Raw genomic sequence first — 15,910 nt, forward strand, 5'->3', positions numbered from 1 at the left:
AGGATAAAGAAGTGGTAAGATTGTGCAAAATAAATTTTTATACCTAGCATTAGCTAAGAATAAAATATTTTTTTGTGCAAGATTGCTACTTCTTTATCCTTCCACAGGACACTTTATAGAGAACTTTACTCTGCGTTAGACAACCCAAACCGTAGCTATGGCTACGCTTGAGAACATCTGCCTTGATTAAAACTCTCTATAAAATGCTGAAACATATAGGAGTTATGTAAGAAGTCTATTATCGCGATTATACAGCAATAGCAATTAAAATAAGTTTATCCGGCTATAATTTCACTATGTTAGTTTATATTCATATTCCTTTTTGCGATTCCAAATGCTCTTACTGCGCTTTCAACTCTTATGTTGACAAGTTTCACCTCAAAGAGAATTACATGTATGCCTTAAAAAACAGCTGCAGTATGAATTGCAAAGATTTCAGGCAGAAAAAGAGACTATAGAAACTGTTTTTATAGGAGGAGGCACGCCTTCAACCGTTGCCCCGCAGCTTTATGAAGAAATTTTCGACCTGCTTAATCCCTATCTTGTGAAAAACGCAGAAATAACCAGTGAAGCAAATCCCAACTCTGCAACAAAAGAGTGGCTTGAGGGCATGTATACTCTCGGAGTGAACCGTATCAGCTTCGGAACGCAGACTTTTGATAAGGAAAAACTCAAAATTTTAAACAGAGCACATACCCCGCAGATGTCTTCAGATGCTGTTCACAATGCCTCTGCTGTCGGCTTTAAAAACATCTCATTGATTTGATTTATGCTACCCTGGGTGATACAAAAGAACTTCTTTCACATGACATACAAACAGCGCTGTCTCTGCCAATCAATCACATCAGTGCCTATGCCTTAATGATTGAAGAGGGTACGGCCTTTGAAAACCGTCCTCAAATGTCAAGTGAACAGCTCTCCCTTACAAAATGGATTTTCAAAGAGATTCAAAAGCATGGGTTTTCACAGTATGAAATAAGCAATTTTGGAAGCTATCAATCTCTTCACAATCTTGGCTATTGGCAATATAAAGACTATATCGGTGCCGGGGCCGGAGCTGTCGGCAAACTTGGACTAACAAGATTTTATCCCTTAACTGATATAGAAGCATATATCAGCGATCCTCTGTCAATCAGACAAGAGATACTCACACGAGAAGACAAAAGACTCGAACAGATCTTTTTGGGTCTGCGCTCTGTTGTCGGCGTAGATCAGGATATATTAAATGCACAGGAACGGCAAAAAGCAGAAATTTTGCTCAATGAAAACAAAATCGTGTTAAAAAATAATATTTTATACAACACAGATTACCTTTTGGCAGATGAAATTGCGCTCTTTTTGACCTCTTGAAGATTTTTTAATGATTCTTTGGATAAAATCTCACTATCAATAAACTATGAAGGCTGAATATGTTTGGTATGGGTTTTACAGAGATGCTACTCATAGCAGTTGTCGCTATTTTATTTCTAGGTCCGGACAAACTGCCTAGTACAATGGTCGAAATTGCTAAATTTTTTAGAAACGTTAAAAACACGATAGGAACAGTAAAAGACTCCCTTGAAGAAGAGATGAATTTAAGTCAGATAAAACAGGAAGCACTTGCTTATAAACAAGAGCTTCTCAATGCCAGCGAAAGCCTGAACAAAGTTACAGACATTCCTGCGCAGGCCGGTGCAAAACTTACAAACCTCACAGACAATCTTTTAGAAGATGATGAAGATACAATCGAAAAAGCACCTAAAGAGACGCAGGAAGTGACTTTTAAGAAAAAGAAGAAAGAGAAAGAGAAAGAAAAAGAAAATACAGAGAAAGAAGAAGAAAATAAAAATGTTTGATGAATTAAGACCGCACCTTGTAGAACTCCGAAAGAGGCTGGCTATTTCAGCAGCAAGTTTAATAGTTATGTTTTTTGTCATGTTTTACTTCCATGAACCTATACTTACATGGATGGTACAGCCACTCAATGATGCTCTGACAGAAGTCGGCAAAGTCTCTGTCAATGCGGCAAACGGTATGATTACCACATCACAGGTTGGCGGCGCATTCTTTGTCGCATTGAAAGTTTCCTTTTTTGCAGCGATTGTCGGAGCCTTGCCTATTATACTTTCGCAAATTTGGCTTTTTATCGCGCCTGGACTCTATGCCCACGAAAAAAAGATGATCATTCCTTTTATTGTCGGTGGTACAGTTATGTTTCTTGTGGGTGTTCTTTTTGCCTACTATATTGTGACACCTTTTGGATTTGACTTCCTCATTACCTTCGGTTCATTTAAATTTACTCCGCTTATTAACATCGAGGATTATGTCGGATTTTTTACAAAAATCATGTTTGGTTTCGGTCTTGCTTTTGAACTGCCTGTGTTTGCCTACTTTTTGGCACTTCTTGGACTTGTTGATGACAGACAGATGACGGCATTTTTCAAATATGCAATCATTATTATTTTTATAGTTGCAGCCCTGCTGACTCCACCGGATGTGTTGACACAGCTGCTTATGGCCGGTCCGCTTGTGATACTCTATCTGCTTTCTATTTTGATAGTGAAAATGGTAAACCCTGCCCCGCCTTTGGAAGAAGAAGAAGAGGAGGAGGACGAAGAGGAAGAAGATGAAAGCAGTTTAAGTGTTAAGCATCATGATGAATATGATGAGCTTACAGACAAAAAGGACAAAGATGAGTAACCAGGAGTTACTCACTGCAAGCTATGACTTCACTCTTCCTGATGAACTTATAGCAAACTATCCTGCTTCTCCCCGTGATCATGCAAAACTTTTAGTCTACGACAGAGCCACGGACACAATTACACACACCTTTTTTTATAATCTTGAAAACTTTCTTTCTCCGGAGTGTGCTCTCATTTTTAATGATACAAAAGTTATAAAAGCAAGACTTTTTGGAAAAAAACAGAGTGGCGGGAAAATAGAACTTCTCATAAACAGAGCCATTACTGCACACAATATCAATGTATATATTCGAGGAAAAGTGAAGAGAGACACAGAGATATTTTTTGATGACAATCTCATGGCAAAAGTGACACAATTAAATGATGACGGCAGTCGTGAAGTCAATTTTTACCAAAATAACATACTCTTACGGTTTGAAGATTTGCTTCCTGTGATAGACAAAATAGGGCATATCCCTCTTCCTCCCTATATTCAAAGACCAGATGAGGATGAAGATGCTGATGAATACCAAAGCGTATTTGCTTCGCAGGAAGGAGCCGTTGCCGCACCTACCGCTTCGCTGCATTTTACCTCCGAGCAGCATAAAAGAATTTGTCAAAAACACAAGCATGCCTATATTACTTTACATGTAGGAAGCGGTACTTTTAAACCTGTGGAAGCTGAAGTGATTACAAACCATCCAATGCATTCGGAGTACTATGATATTTCAAAGGAAGCAAAAGAGATTTTGGATTCTGATATTCCTGTCTTGAGTGTTGGAACAACATCAACAAGAACTATAGAATTTTATGCAAGACACAAAGGACAAATGAGGGGTGAAGCAAATCTATTTTTACATCCAAACAACAAACCCTTACGCGTGAATCATCTTTTGACAAATTTTCATCTGCCAAAATCAACACTGCTTATGCTGGTTGCATCTTTTGTCGGGCTTGATAAAACGCATCAGCTTTACGCTGAAGCGATACAAGAAAAATACAGGTTTTACTCCTACGGCGATGCAATGCTTATTCTCTAAGCACTGCTGTTTCAGCTTCTTGTAATTAAATTATTCTCTTTGATTTTTTTGATAATACTGCTTAAAAAAGAGACTTTCTTCTCTTCATCGGCAAGAAGAGAGACTGCACCAAGATTGAATTTTTCCATTTTGGAATCCAGATAGCCTGTATTAAATTTTCCTGCTCTAAACTCTTTATCCCGTACAATTTCTCTGTGAAGAACAATATTTGTTTTGAATCCTTCAATATAGAACTCATCCAGTGCTCTTTTGGCTTTTCTCACAGCACCCTCCCAGTCCAGAGACCAGACTATGAGTTTTCCAAGCATAGAATCATAACATGTAGGCAATTCATAGCCCGCATAAAGGCTTGTATCAAGACGCACGCCCGGTCCTCCAGGTGTCAGATATTTTGTAACCGTACCGGCAGTTGGCATAAAGTTGTTTTGCGGATCTTCAGAATTGATTCTAAATTCAATGGAATAGCCTCGAAACTGTATCTCTTCTTGTAAAAATTTCAATTTGTCTCCGCCGGCAATCTCTATCATTCTTTGTATAATATCCACACCTGTAATCGTTTCAGTTACAGGATGTTCCACCTGCACTCTGGTGTTCATTTCTATAAAATAAATATTATCCTGTTCGTCAACCAAAAACTCTACTGTTCCGACACTCTCATACCCCAACCTAAACATTGCTTTGATGGAAACTCTGTAGAGTTCTTTGCGAACCGCATCATTAAGCAGTGGCGACGGTGCAATTTCAATAACTTTTTGGTGACGACGCTGAATCGAGCAGTCTCTCTCTCCCAAATGCACAATATTGCCATATTTGTCAGCAACAATCTGGACTTCGATATGACGAGGATTTTCAACATATTTTTCTATAAAAACATCCCCTTTTCCAAAATATTTCACCGCTTCATTTGTAGCAGATTCAAACATTTTAGAAAACTCTTTTGCCTGCTTGACAATTCTCATTCCTCTGCCGCCGCCGCCGAATGCAGCTTTGATAATTACAGGAAATCCTATCTCTTTGGCAATTTTTTCACCTTCTTTAACATCTATAACCGGTGTGTCAGTCCCTTCTAAGACAGGAACACCGATTTTTTTCATCGCAACTTTGGAAGCCATTTTGTCACCAAAAAGTTCAATGTGCTCTGGTTTGGGGCCTATAAATATGATGCCGTTCTCTTCACAGGCTCTGGCGAATTCAGCACTTTCAGATAAAAATCCGTATCCCGGATGTATGGCATCGCAGTTTGCTTTTTTTGCCATTGAAATTATTCTGTCATAGTTCAAATATGCTTCAATAGGATTCCCCATTATAGGATAGCATTCATCTGCCTTGGCAACCCAGACGCCTTCCACATCAACTTCTGAAAACACAACGACTGTTTTTATTTCCAACTCTTTACACGCACGAATAATTCTCAGCGCTATTTCGCCTCTGTTTGCGATCAACATTTTAGATATTTTTTGCTTCATGTGATTCTCCAATATTTTAAACTGCAGTATTATAAAGTTTTAAAAAAATTATCTCTATACTTTAATTGGCATTAAAGTTATCTATTTTTGTAATTTTTATTTTCTAATTTTGCTATAATAAGAATTATGAAAAAAACAACTTTAGAAAAAAAGATAAAAATCTCCAATTATATTATGTATTACATCTATACCAATATAGATACAGATATCAATATGGATGAACTTGCCCAAAACCTGAAAATCAATAAATTTTACATGCATAAGATTTTCAAAGAGATATTCAACCGAAATATATATGAAAGTATAAAATCCATACGCCTGCAAAAAGCTTCCAATCTGCTCTTAACCAACAAATACTCCACAATATCCGAAGTTGCAAACTCCTGTGGATACTCTTCGCAGACTTCTTTTATACGCGCTTTTAAAATCCGCTTTGCCATGACACCCAAAGAGTGGCGAAAAGGGGGCTACAAAAAGTATTCGAGCAAAATCCTCAAGCAGTCTTTAATAGCCACAAAATCAAAGGCACAGTTTCATACCATTACACCTGAAATTGTGAAGATGCCTGAACTTTCAGCATACTACATAAGACACAGGGGATATAACGACAGCATAAAACAGACTTGGCAAAAACTCCAAACATGGGTGTTTAGCAACAATCTCACCAACTACAAAGAAATTGCACTTCTGCATGACAATCCGGCAATTACACCGCTTGACGAGTGCCAATATGTCGCCTGCATCGTCAATGAGGATCCAAATATTACCGTGAATGACAGATTGCCAAACTTTAAAATCTCAGGAGGAGTCTATGCAAAATTTGATCTGCAGGGAGAATCCGGAGACTTTTTGAAATTTATTCATTGGGTATATCACAGCTGGCTGCCGCAAAATGAGTATGAAACCACAACAAAACCCCCTTATGTCGTTTATAAAAAAAACAAGTATTTATCCAAAGACAATAAGTTTGACATCAGTCTTTATTTATCAATCAGTTACTAAGATAGACTCTTGCATTTTTTATCTCTACGGTTCCGGCCAGTTCCGCTTCAAAAATTTTTGTCGGATATTTTTGCAAAGCTTCTTCGTATGTCGGATTACTTTGACAATAGTGCAAAAACTCATCTAAAGCCACTTCTTTACATGTAAACCCTGCAAACTCTGCTACAAAAGCATCTAGATTATAAATAGCTTTTGCTTTTGCTTTTGCAAGTAAATTATTTGTCGCTTCACTCTCTCCTATACGGTGTGGTAAAACATATACCTCTTTTCCCATTTTCAAAGCATACTCAACACTGCGCATTGTTCCTGAGTTAAAATCTGCATAAGTCACTACAAGTACATCTCCCAAAGCAACAACTATTTCATTTCGCAAAGGGAAATGATACTTACGAGAAGGAGTCCCTTCTTCAAACTGACTCAGTACCAAACCGTTTATCTCAATATCTGCAATAATATTTTTGTTGATTGCAGGATAGCGCTTGTCAAGTCCTGTTGCTGCAACCATAATGGTGTTTTTTGCACCGGCAGCCTTATGTGCAATGGCATCAACGCCCAAAGCACCGCCGCTTACTATGCAGACACCCTCTAAAGAAAGTTTGTGAGAAAGCCGGTGTGTCACTTCTCTTGCATATTGATTTGGTTTTCTGCTTCCTACAATTGCAATTTTCTTTTTATGCAATAATTCACTGTTTCCTTTGTAAAAAAGTTTCTCCGGATAGTGCTTCATAGCATCGAGTTCGGGTATATGAAAATTTATTTGTTGCATTGCAAAGTCAATATATTTTATTTATCTGCACTAACTCAACATCTTTAAACAAAGCCTTAGATTCAGAGAGTGCCTGCAGTGTATTTTTATGAGGATGGCCTATTGCAATGGCACTGCCATGTGCCTTTGCAACTGCAATAGCTTTTTTTATCTGCTTTAATATATATGGCTTGTCCATGTGATGATCCAAAAAAACATCGCGCGCAACATATTTCAGTCCGAAATTTTTCAGTACTTTTGGTGCCATTGTTTTAGCAGTCGTTCTGCTGTCTATAAAGCGTATATGGTTTGCATTTAGCGCAAAAACCAGTCTGTTCATTGCTATTTCATTTGATGTAAACTTGCTGCCGGTATGATTGTTGATATAAGCGACTTTTGGAAACAGTTTTTTAATATCTTTAATTTTTGCAGAGATTTTTTGCTGAGAATCATGTATGCGGAGAGTATGCGGTTCCTCAGCACTAAAGTGCATTGCTTCCATCGGTAAGTGAACCATATAAAACTTTTCATGTGATGCAAGTTTCGCAGAGTCGGGTCTTGCTGCACGTGGTGGCAAAAAGACATAGTAACATTGAGATGCAAACGTTTTACGGCTCTTACCTGAGATGCGGTCTGCATATCATCTATGATGATAGCCAATTTCGGTTTTGATGTATAAACCTGTACTTTTTTCGGTTTTTGCTTTGGAGGGTTTGCCAGGGTTTCATTATCTATTTCATGTGCTGCGGAAACGTATGTTTTTGTCTCTTTTTTCAGTACCTCCTGCAGTCTTTTGTTTACACTTACAGCTGGTGCTTTGGAATTGTTTGTGCTGACTTGTGCTTTGTTGTTAACTTTTCTTTTTTATGCGTTTTTCCATCATTTGCTCCAAAATAATACCCTGTAATTAAAGATATTAAAACAAGGGCTGTCAGTGCTAAAAACCATGCTGTATATTTTAATAAAGAAGAACCGGTTTTTTTCTTCGTTCTTCTTGTTCTTTTTTTTCTTTTTGCCATCTACTCTTCATCTTAAAGTTAAATTTATTGAAACTATATCCTAAAAAAATAAAAATCTTAATTTTATTGCAGTTTGTCATATAGATCTTCGGCAGTGGTATCGAAACGCTCAAGCAGTTTTTCAAGCTCTTTGATATCGAACGCTTCTATACTCTCTTGAAGTTGCAATGCATACTGCTCAAGAGGTTTTATATCATACTCTGCTGCCAGGGTACAAAGTCTTTTGCTAAAATCTTTTGTGTCAGAAAAGCTATGCGTCTGCAGTGCTTTTTTATAAAGAGTCTGTATCTCTTCTTCTATAATTTTTCGTATCTCAGCACTGTTTTGTTTTGCTTTTTCACTGAGTTCAAATACCTCTTTATCTGGCTTATCAGGCATTTCCGCCTCATCAACTGCCAAAAATTTGCTTAATTCCACAAAAAGATCATACTTCAAAACAGGCTTTCGTAAAAAACCGTCAAAATGGGTATCTTTGTATTCCTGCTCATTTTCCATAAGCGAAGCTGTTAATGCAATAACAGGACACTTGGAGATTTTTCGCAATGCAGTTGTCACTTCATAGCCATCCATCTCAGGCATTTTTATATCCATTAAAACCAAGTCCGGCTGCTCTGTTTTACAAAGTGCTATCGCTTCCAAACCGTTTTTTGCCGTTATCACTGTAATTGCAGTGTTTTCAAAAATTTTCACTATCAAATCACGATTACTTTCAATATCATCAACAACCAGTATTTTTGCTTTTTTAAATTTTATATTTTTTAAATTTTTTATACGAATATCATCCTGTGCATCATTCTCTGCTATTGATGCTATGCTTACATTATACAGATGCACTTTAAAGACAGTTCCTTTTTTCTCTTGGCTCTCTACAGAAATATTGCCTCCCATCATTTCACACAAACGTTTTGATATACTCAGTCCAAGTCCTGTACCGCCAAACTTGCGTGAATCCTGTCCGTCCATCTGCTCAAACTCATTAAAAATTTTTGCCAACTGCTCTTTTGGTATACCGATACCACTGTCCTCGACAGAAATCTCCAGATTTAATTTTGAGAGATGCTGATCAATATCAAATGCTCTTACGCTTAACTTTACAAAACCTTTTTGCGTAAATTTGATTGCATTTCCTATCAGGTTGAGTAAAATTTGGCGTATGCGTACTTCATCGAGTAACAGACTTTTAGGAATGTTGGTGTTTACATGTAGTACAAAATCCAAATTTTTCCTCTCCACCTCAACTGCAAAGATAGAACCCACTTCATCAGCCAATGCAAAGAGATTTGTCGGTTTTGTCTCTATAATCAGTTTTCCTGCTTCTATCTTGGAAAGGTCAAGTATGTCATTTATAAGTGTCAAAAGCGTATGACTTGCATTTTTCACAGTTTTTATATGGCTTTTTAACTTTGGATCCTGTATCTTTTCACTGAGTATATCCGAAAAGCCGATAATAGCATTAAGCGGTGTTCTGATTTCATGGCTCATATTTGAAAGAAATTCAGATTTTGCCTTTGTTGCCGCTTCGGCCTTGTCTTTTTCTATTTGCAGCCTGTGTTGTGTTTGCAAAAGTTCTTCCTGTGCTTTTTCTCTTTTTTTAATCTCTAATGCCAGTTTTCTGTTCCAATAGACAAAAACAGCAATGATAAAAACAACACCGGCCAGAAGTTTCCATAAAAGTTTATAATCAAAGCCATGTGCATATTCTACAGCTATCCAGCGTGACTCTATTCTGTGCCTGTCTTCTTCTTTTATTGCGCTGATTACTTTTTCAAAAATAGATGCGAGTGCCGGCAAATCTTTTTTTATACCCACACTGAACGAAAGAGTGTCCTGCAATTGTCCGGATATTTTCAACTGGTTTGGAAATTTTGTCTGCACTTGATAGCCAACACCTATAAGCGTGCCTATATAACCGAACAACTCTCCATTTTGCACCTTTTGCAACCCTCCGTTATACTTTTGACATCAATAAAATCTACTTTTGGATATTTTTGTCTGTAGCTTTCGTTAAAAGAGTAGTCTTTTACTATTGCCACCTTTTTACCTTCGAGTTGTTCCATACTGCTGATATAGGTAACATCCGGTCTTGTGGCAATTACCAAAGGGGTATGCAGATACGGCTTTGTAAAGTGCAGATATTTTTCTCTTTGCGGCGTTTTTGCAACCAAAGAGAGTATTTCACACCTCCCGTTTTGTACAAAAAGAAGTGATTCGCTCCATGTTTTTGTCCGGACCACTTTTATGGGAACAGGAATATTTTTTTGGAACTCTTTAAAATATTCGGTACTGATGCCAATATATTTTCCATCTTTGTCAAAAGCTTCAAAAGGCATCCAGTCAGGATCTATACACAGAGTAATCTGTTTGTGCTGTTGTAACCACCTTTGCTCTTTCTCGCTCCATTGCAAACTCCGGGAGACTTTTGTATCTGTCTGAGAAGCCTCAAACCATTTATCTGTAATTTTTTGCCGTTCTTTATCACTGATATCCTGTAATGATTTTTCTATTATTGCAAATAATACAGGCTTGTTTTTGTCTATAGCAATAGAAACTTTTGTATCCATTCCCGGAACATTATTTACAATTTTTAAATTTGAAAGATAATCCTGCTTCATTATATAAGAAGCCACTGCAATATTGCCTATGTAGGCATCAACCTTTGAAAAAGAGAGTGCTTTGAGAGACTCTCGGTTTGAGGAGGTAAGGTAAAGATGAATATTCGGATAGTTTTTTTGCAACCATTCATGCAGATACGAGCCCCTGTTTACCGCAACCGTTTTGTTATTCAGTGCATCCATGTTTTTTATATCTTGCCGCGTAGCTGTGTGACAATAACCAAGGGCATCTCAACATAGGGTGTTGTAAATTTTAAAAATTTTTCTCTTTTTGGTGTCTTTGCCGCACAACTCAGACCGTCAAATTTTCCTGCTTTCATATCGCGAATAACATCAGCCCAAACTTCTGATGTAACAGCAAATGTCAAACTGCTTTTTTGGCTTATGAGCTTTAAAAAATCAGCTGCAATCCCTGTATGTCTTCCCTGTTTATCTACAAATTCATACGGAGGCCAACTGTAATCTGCTCCCAAACGAACGACGGGATGCTCTTTTATCCACTCTTTTTCCTGCGAAGAAAATGTAACTCCAAAAAGAGCCGAAGTATAAAAAATACAAAAAAAAGAAAACTAATCCTGTGCAATTGCAATGAATTCATCAAGATGTTCTTTAAAAATAGCAACCAATTCCGGATCAAAATGATCTCCACTGTGTTCTTGTATATAATTGACTGCATCATCTATACTCCAGGCATCTTTGTAGACCCTTTTATGTGTCAAAGCATCAAACACATCCGCTAAGGCTACAATACGGGCAAATATGTGAATATCTCTGCCTGAAGCCCGCGAGGATAGCCCGCTCCGTTGTATTTTTCATGATGTTCATAAGCAATTATATCTGCCGCTTTCATCAGTTTTCTGTTTGAGATTTTCAGGTATTTATGGGCGATTTCAGTATGCGTTTTCATCACTTCAAATTCTTCTTTTGTGAGGGAACCTTTTTTGTGCAAAATATTTTCAGGGATGCCCATCTTCCCAATGTCATGCATAGGACTTGCATGATAAATCACATCAGCATCTCCCTCCGAAACAGCAGGATGATACTGTGCCAAAAGTCTGCTGTACTCCGCCACACGTTTTATGTGTCTGCCTGTCTCATCCGATACAGATTCAACAAGTTCTGTTAAAATAAAAATCATCTCCTTCTGATTCTCTTCAAGTTCACTGTATATACGTTTTTGTTCCTCTTTTAATTTTGTCTGCAAAGACAGGTTGTGAATTTGAAGTATTTTTTTTGCAGTATAAAGTTCAAGATGTGTTTTTGTTCGGGCCAGAAGCTCATTCGCATGAAAAGGCTTTGTAAGGTAATCCACCCCACCTACTTCAAATGCTCTGGTCATAGAGTCTATATCTGATTTTGCAGTTAAAAAGACAACAGGAATATCTACGAGTCTTGGATCGTTTTTCATCCGTCGGCATACTTCATATCCGTCTATACCAGGCATCATAATATCAAGCAGTACCAAATCAAAATTATTAAAATCCAGAAGGGCTAAAGCTTCTTCCCCGTTTTTGGCATATGAAAAGTCATATCCCTCTTCTTTGAGAATATTCATCGCTACCTGAATATTTTCTATCACATCATCCACAATCAAAACTTTATAACTCATACTCTCATCATGCCCTTCATACTGTATAATTTAAATTAATCTATTTAAACTAAAAACAAATAAAGAACCACTTAAAAGAAGATAAATATATTCAATTTGCTTTTTTTAAGCAAAACTTATGTATAATTTCGAGTTCCTTTCTCTTTGTAATGTCAGAATTGGCACTATATTCAGATCCGAAAGGGAAACAAAAGCCTAGAATTAGGCAATACCAAGAGGAGATCATACTATATGAGACACTACGAAAACCTAGTAATCGTAAAACCTACTTTTACTGCAGAAGAAATCCAGGCCAGCGTCAAAGCAGTTGAAGAAGTTATTACTTCAAACGGTGGAGAAATTGCAGCGACAAACGCTATGGGAATGAGAAAATTAGCATACCCAATTGAAAAAAACGAACGTGGTTACTACTATGTAATCTACTACTCAGTAGCACCTGCTGCAATCGCTGAAATTGAAAGACGTTTCCGTATCAACGAAGACCTTTTAAGATTTATAACGATCAAATATGATTCAAACCGTGAAATAAAAGCATGGAATGAACTTGTAAAAAAAGCAAACAAAGCACCTGAAGCTCCAAAAGCAGAAGAAGCTCCTGCAGCTGAAGCACAAACAGAAGAAGCTCCAAAAGCAGAAGAAGCAACAGAAGCTCCGGCAACAGAAGCAGCAGCTGAGTAATAGCATTCGCTATAAAATGAAGGAAAACTTATGTTCAATAAAATAATTTTAGTTGGTAACTTGACGCGTGATATCGAACTTAGATATTCTCAAGGGGGAATGGGAATTGCAAAAACTGCAATTGCTACAAGCCGTAAATTCACCAGCAATGGAGAAAAGAAAGAGGAAGTCTGTTTTGTAGATATCACATTCTTCGGAAGAAGTGCAGAAGTTGCAAACCAATACCTCAGAAAAGGAAGTAAAATCCTTGTTGAGGGAAGATTAAACTTTGAACAGTGGGTTGACCAAAACGGACAAAAAAGATCGAAACATTCTGTTATTGTAGAAACTATGCAAATGCTTGATTCCAAGGGTGACAACCAAGGCGGCGGTTATAATGCACCGGCACAAAACAGTGGATATAACGCACCTGCGCAGGGAGAACCGCAAGGGTACCAACAGCCGCCTGTGCAACAACAGCAAAGTTACCAGGCACCACAGCAGCAAAACAGTTACAATAACAATCAAGCAGCGTCTCAGAGTCGTGAAATGCCAAGCAGCAGCTCTATTCCTGAAATTGATATAGATGAAGATGAAATTCCGTTTTAGAAAAAAATAGATACAAAGGGTATACCATGTCAGAAAAAAGAAAATACAAAAAAAGATATTGTAAATACTGTGAAGCAAAAGTTGACTTCATGGATTACAAAGAAGTAGCAAGTTTACGTTTTTCATTATCAGAAAGATATAAAATTATGCCACGTCGTTTAACAGGAAACTGTAAACGTCACCAAGATATGATTACAGTAGTAATCAAACGTGCTCGTGCAGCAGCTTTAGTTCCTTATACTGTAAGCCGTAAGCAAGTTGTAACTGCACCATTTGAAAACCTGAAATAGGTTTTCCTGGTGCTTTTGCACCACTTCATCCCTTAAACTTTCCCGACAAACACCACTTAGGAATATTTATTGCTATAGTTTATCTAAAAAAGCAGTCCTATGAAACTAACTTTATTTATTTTACTGATATTCCATAATTTTTTGCTTCATGCAAAAACATCTGATGATTTTGCACTCATTATTCATAAACCTTTTCAGTCAGCTTTGGTTGATATCACCCAAAATTATGACGGAACCTTGAGTGCTCTTGGTTTTACATATGACTTCAAAAAACAAAGTTTACATGCTGACAAAACATATAAAACATATAATGATCCTTTTGCATACCTGCAGAACATTTCAAATAAATACGGTGCCAAAATAGAACTTATTAAAGTGAATGACAAAGCACAAATCATACAGTCGAAAATCATTCCCTTACACAATTTGCAAAACCGGCCTCCTTTGTAAAAACACCTGCGAATGGATATATTATAGGCGGATACACAATGGGTGGGTCACAACTCTTGGTGTTACTCGACGCTGCTTTGCACCTGCAGCGATCAGTCTCCTTTGGTACTAAAAACAATAATACAATCCATAAACTTGTTAGCTTGAAAGACGGCGGAGTATTAGCAATAGGCACCTCTTTTACTTCCAGATCAACGCAAGACAACATGTTTCAAAGCGGTTTGGGCAATGATGATGTATGCATAAGCAGGTTTGACAAAGATGCACATCTGCTGTGGACTAAAAAATACGGCACACAGTATGATGATCAGGGGATAGATGCTTCAGAAGCCGATGACGGTTCAATAATAGTTCTCAGCACAACACATACAAAAATGAAAACAGCTGTCAACATCTCAAGATTAACCCAAAACGGCGATAATATATGGCTCAAAGAGATTCCGGACAATGGTTTTAATGAACCTGTAAGTTTACTCAGGCTCAAAGATCATAATTTTGTCATATCATTAGCCAAAACAGATACCATGCACAAAAAGCAAATACGCCTTGTAAAATTTGATATATATAAAAACATCTTGATTGACAGTGAAATCAGTACAACATACTCAAGCCAAATCAACGATCTCAAGGAGTTCAGTGACGGCACATTAATTGGAGTTGGCTTTGTCCGGGACAGTTTCAATACTGATGGTCTGGCGATGATAATCAGCAAAAATCTGAAACTTTTAAAACAGGAACATTACGGAGGAGAAAATTATGATGTTTTTAACAAAGCTGTCATTTTAGCAAACTCCCAGGTAGGTGTAGCCGGTATACATACAGACAAAAATTCCAATGAAAACAATATGTGGATTCTCAAACTCAACAAAGATGCTACAATTGCCAGATTGCAAGAAACACACTGGATTTCTACACGCAGCTGCGTCAGTTGTTTCAAAAAGAAATAGACACGAAAAAAGTTATCATAAAAAAAGATCTAACTATTGAATTTACTGCTAAAAATCTTTATTTTAAGGCAGGAGAATACAAACTCGGCAAACAGCAAAAAAAGTTTTTTAGAGAATTTTTTACAAAATTAGTAAATTTTTTATATACACACAGAATGCAGGTAAAAACTTTAGAGATCAATGGACATACTTCCAGCGAGTGGAAAAACAGTACCTTTTCAGGGAGATTTTTAAACAATGAAGAGCTCTCTATGAAACGCTCCTATGAAGCGTTCAAGTCGCTTTTCTTGGTACAAAACCCAACAAAGCAAAAATATTTAACGCATATTTTAAAGGGGAGCGGTCTTAACTATAGAAATAGAATTATAACCAATCACACAGAGCATAAAGAAAAATCAAGAAGAGTAAGTTTAAAAATCATTTTAAACAAACACTCTCGTCATTAACCACAGGTCGGGACTTCACCGTCTGCTGCATATTTCCAGACAAAGTCATAAAGGTTTTTCACATCTTTTTCTTTCATTTTCTTAATTTTTTTCACGCCATGAGGACAAATTTTCATCCATTCTTCTTGAAGTTTTCCAGACTCTTTTAAAGAAGCCCAACCTTTACGGTCATGTTTTATCGCAAATACAGCTCCATTTTTCAGTCCGTCTTTCTTACAGATTTTCAGCTTTTTTAAATAAAACCTTTGCCCTTTGCTTGCATCAGCTGTCGCACTTGTTGTAAAAACAGACCCGGCCACTGCAGCAGCCAATAACAATGAAGTCATTTTTTTCATTTACTTTCCTTTACATCTTATAA

At 37.2% G+C, this 15,910-nt stretch carries 20 protein-coding genes and 1 pseudogene; 12 read left to right on the forward strand and 9 right to left on the reverse strand.

All coding sequences use genetic code 11. The features are described from left to right. Positions 1-424: 424 nt before the first annotated feature. From MLC44_RS10605 to queA, 5 genes are read left to right on the forward strand one after another with little or no spacing between them, the layout of a single operon-like run. The gene (locus MLC44_RS10605) at positions 425-766 is read left to right on the forward strand and encodes a radical SAM protein (protein ID WP_434657262.1); all 342 of its coding nucleotides are present in this window, start codon (positions 425-427) and stop codon (positions 764-766) included. Further along, positions 763-1,350 (forward strand): hypothetical protein, encoded by a 588-nt coding sequence (locus MLC44_RS10610; RefSeq protein WP_434657265.1) that lies wholly within the window; start codon positions 763-765, stop codon positions 1,348-1,350. The genes MLC44_RS10605 and MLC44_RS10610 overlap by 4 nt, the downstream gene beginning before the upstream one ends. A gap of 59 nt (positions 1,351-1,409) precedes the next feature. Continuing rightward, entirely contained in the window at positions 1,410-1,835 is a 426-nt protein-coding gene (gene tatB, locus MLC44_RS10615; RefSeq protein WP_346389858.1) for a Sec-independent protein translocase protein TatB, read from the forward strand. After that, positions 1,828-2,679, forward strand: a complete 852-nt coding sequence (tatC, locus tag MLC44_RS10620; RefSeq protein WP_434657268.1) for a twin-arginine translocase subunit TatC — start codon at positions 1,828-1,830, stop codon at positions 2,677-2,679. The genes tatB and tatC overlap by 8 nt, the downstream gene beginning before the upstream one ends. Then, positions 2,672-3,700: a tRNA preQ1(34) S-adenosylmethionine ribosyltransferase-isomerase QueA gene (queA, locus tag MLC44_RS10625; protein WP_434657271.1), complete on the forward strand. Its 1,029-nt coding sequence runs from the start codon at positions 2,672-2,674 to the stop codon at positions 3,698-3,700. The genes tatC and queA overlap by 8 nt, the downstream gene beginning before the upstream one ends. 11 nt (positions 3,701-3,711) lie before the next feature. On the opposite strand, the gene MLC44_RS10630 is transcribed toward queA, so the two are convergent. Beyond that, the gene (locus MLC44_RS10630) at positions 3,712-5,166 is read right to left on the reverse strand and encodes an acetyl-CoA carboxylase biotin carboxylase subunit (RefSeq protein ID WP_151899749.1); all 1,455 of its coding nucleotides are present in this window, start codon (positions 5,164-5,166) and stop codon (positions 3,712-3,714) included. 126 nt (positions 5,167-5,292) lie between these two features. Here MLC44_RS10630 and MLC44_RS10635 point away from each other — a divergent pair, with 126 nt between their 5' ends. Beyond that, positions 5,293-6,168, forward strand: coding sequence for an AraC family transcriptional regulator (locus MLC44_RS10635; protein ID WP_151899748.1), 876 nt, complete (start codon positions 5,293-5,295; stop codon positions 6,166-6,168). Here MLC44_RS10635 and MLC44_RS10640 read toward each other — a convergent pair. The 7 genes and pseudogenes from MLC44_RS10640 to MLC44_RS10670 all read right to left on the reverse strand — a co-directional run bounded on the left by MLC44_RS10640 (position 6,158) and on the right by MLC44_RS10670 (position 12,153). After that, the gene (locus MLC44_RS10640; RefSeq protein ID WP_434657273.1) at positions 6,158-6,934 is read right to left on the reverse strand and encodes a DNA-processing protein DprA; all 777 of its coding nucleotides are present in this window, start codon (positions 6,932-6,934) and stop codon (positions 6,158-6,160) included. The two genes, MLC44_RS10635 and MLC44_RS10640, sit on opposite strands and share 11 nt — an antisense overlap. A 7-nt stretch (positions 6,935-6,941) precedes the next feature. Continuing rightward, positions 6,942-7,490: a divergent polysaccharide deacetylase family protein gene (locus MLC44_RS10645; RefSeq protein WP_434657276.1), complete on the reverse strand. Its 549-nt coding sequence runs from the start codon at positions 7,488-7,490 to the stop codon at positions 6,942-6,944. Between the two features lie 226 nt (positions 7,491-7,716). Further along, entirely contained in the window at positions 7,717-7,932 is a 216-nt protein-coding gene (locus MLC44_RS10650) for a hypothetical protein (RefSeq protein ID WP_434657278.1), read from the reverse strand. 63 nt (positions 7,933-7,995) lie between these two features. Next, positions 7,996-9,864, reverse strand: coding sequence for an ATP-binding protein (locus MLC44_RS10655; RefSeq protein ID WP_434657279.1), 1,869 nt, complete (start codon positions 9,862-9,864; stop codon positions 7,996-7,998). After that, positions 9,834-10,727, reverse strand: coding sequence for a transporter substrate-binding domain-containing protein (locus MLC44_RS10660; protein ID WP_434657281.1), 894 nt, complete (start codon positions 10,725-10,727; stop codon positions 9,834-9,836). Before MLC44_RS10660 ends, MLC44_RS10655 begins: the two co-directional genes overlap by 31 nt. 5 nt (positions 10,728-10,732) lie before the next feature. After that, positions 10,733-11,017 (reverse strand): transporter substrate-binding domain-containing protein, encoded by a 285-nt coding sequence (locus MLC44_RS10665; protein WP_434657283.1) that lies wholly within the window; start codon positions 11,015-11,017, stop codon positions 10,733-10,735. A gap of 96 nt (positions 11,018-11,113) precedes the next feature. Next, positions 11,114-12,153, reverse strand: a pseudogene (locus MLC44_RS10670) (HD domain-containing phosphohydrolase). Positions 12,154-12,384: 231 nt separating this feature from the next. Here MLC44_RS10670 and rpsF point away from each other — a divergent pair. The 6 genes from rpsF to MLC44_RS10700 all read left to right on the forward strand — a co-directional run bounded on the left by rpsF (position 12,385) and on the right by MLC44_RS10700 (position 15,552). Further along, complete coding sequence (gene rpsF / locus MLC44_RS10675; RefSeq protein ID WP_151899743.1) at positions 12,385-12,831, forward strand: 30S ribosomal protein S6; 447 nt, start codon at positions 12,385-12,387, stop codon at positions 12,829-12,831. Positions 12,832-12,861: 30 nt separating this feature from the next. After that, positions 12,862-13,419 carry a single-stranded DNA-binding protein gene (locus MLC44_RS10680; RefSeq protein WP_151899742.1) on the forward strand — a complete coding sequence of 186 codons (558 nt, stop codon included), beginning with the start codon at positions 12,862-12,864 and terminating at the stop codon, positions 13,417-13,419. Positions 13,420-13,445: 26 nt separating this feature from the next. Then, the gene (rpsR, locus tag MLC44_RS10685) at positions 13,446-13,709 is read left to right on the forward strand and encodes a 30S ribosomal protein S18 (RefSeq protein WP_151899741.1); all 264 of its coding nucleotides are present in this window, start codon (positions 13,446-13,448) and stop codon (positions 13,707-13,709) included. 99 nt (positions 13,710-13,808) lie between these two features. Beyond that, a complete protein-coding gene (locus MLC44_RS10690; protein ID WP_434657285.1) occupies positions 13,809-14,159 on the forward strand; it encodes a hypothetical protein in 351 nt (116 codons plus the stop codon). A gap of 38 nt (positions 14,160-14,197) precedes the next feature. After that, positions 14,198-15,106: a hypothetical protein gene (locus MLC44_RS10695; protein ID WP_434657288.1), complete on the forward strand. Its 909-nt coding sequence runs from the start codon at positions 14,198-14,200 to the stop codon at positions 15,104-15,106. Further along, on the forward strand, positions 15,088-15,552 hold the full coding sequence (locus tag MLC44_RS10700) for a hypothetical protein (protein WP_434657290.1): 465 nt from the start codon (positions 15,088-15,090) through the stop codon (positions 15,550-15,552). Before MLC44_RS10695 ends, MLC44_RS10700 begins: the two co-directional genes overlap by 19 nt. Here MLC44_RS10700 and MLC44_RS10705 read toward each other — a convergent pair. Further along, positions 15,549-15,887, reverse strand: a complete 339-nt coding sequence (locus tag MLC44_RS10705) for a cytochrome C (protein WP_151899739.1) — start codon at positions 15,885-15,887, stop codon at positions 15,549-15,551. The two genes, MLC44_RS10700 and MLC44_RS10705, sit on opposite strands and share 4 nt — an antisense overlap. Positions 15,888-15,910 lie beyond the last annotated feature (23 nt).

It is taken from the genome of Sulfurimonas sp. NW9 (assembly GCF_051132275.1).
Lineage (GTDB): Bacteria > Campylobacterota > Campylobacteria > Campylobacterales > Sulfurimonadaceae > Sulfurimonas > Sulfurimonas hydrogeniphila.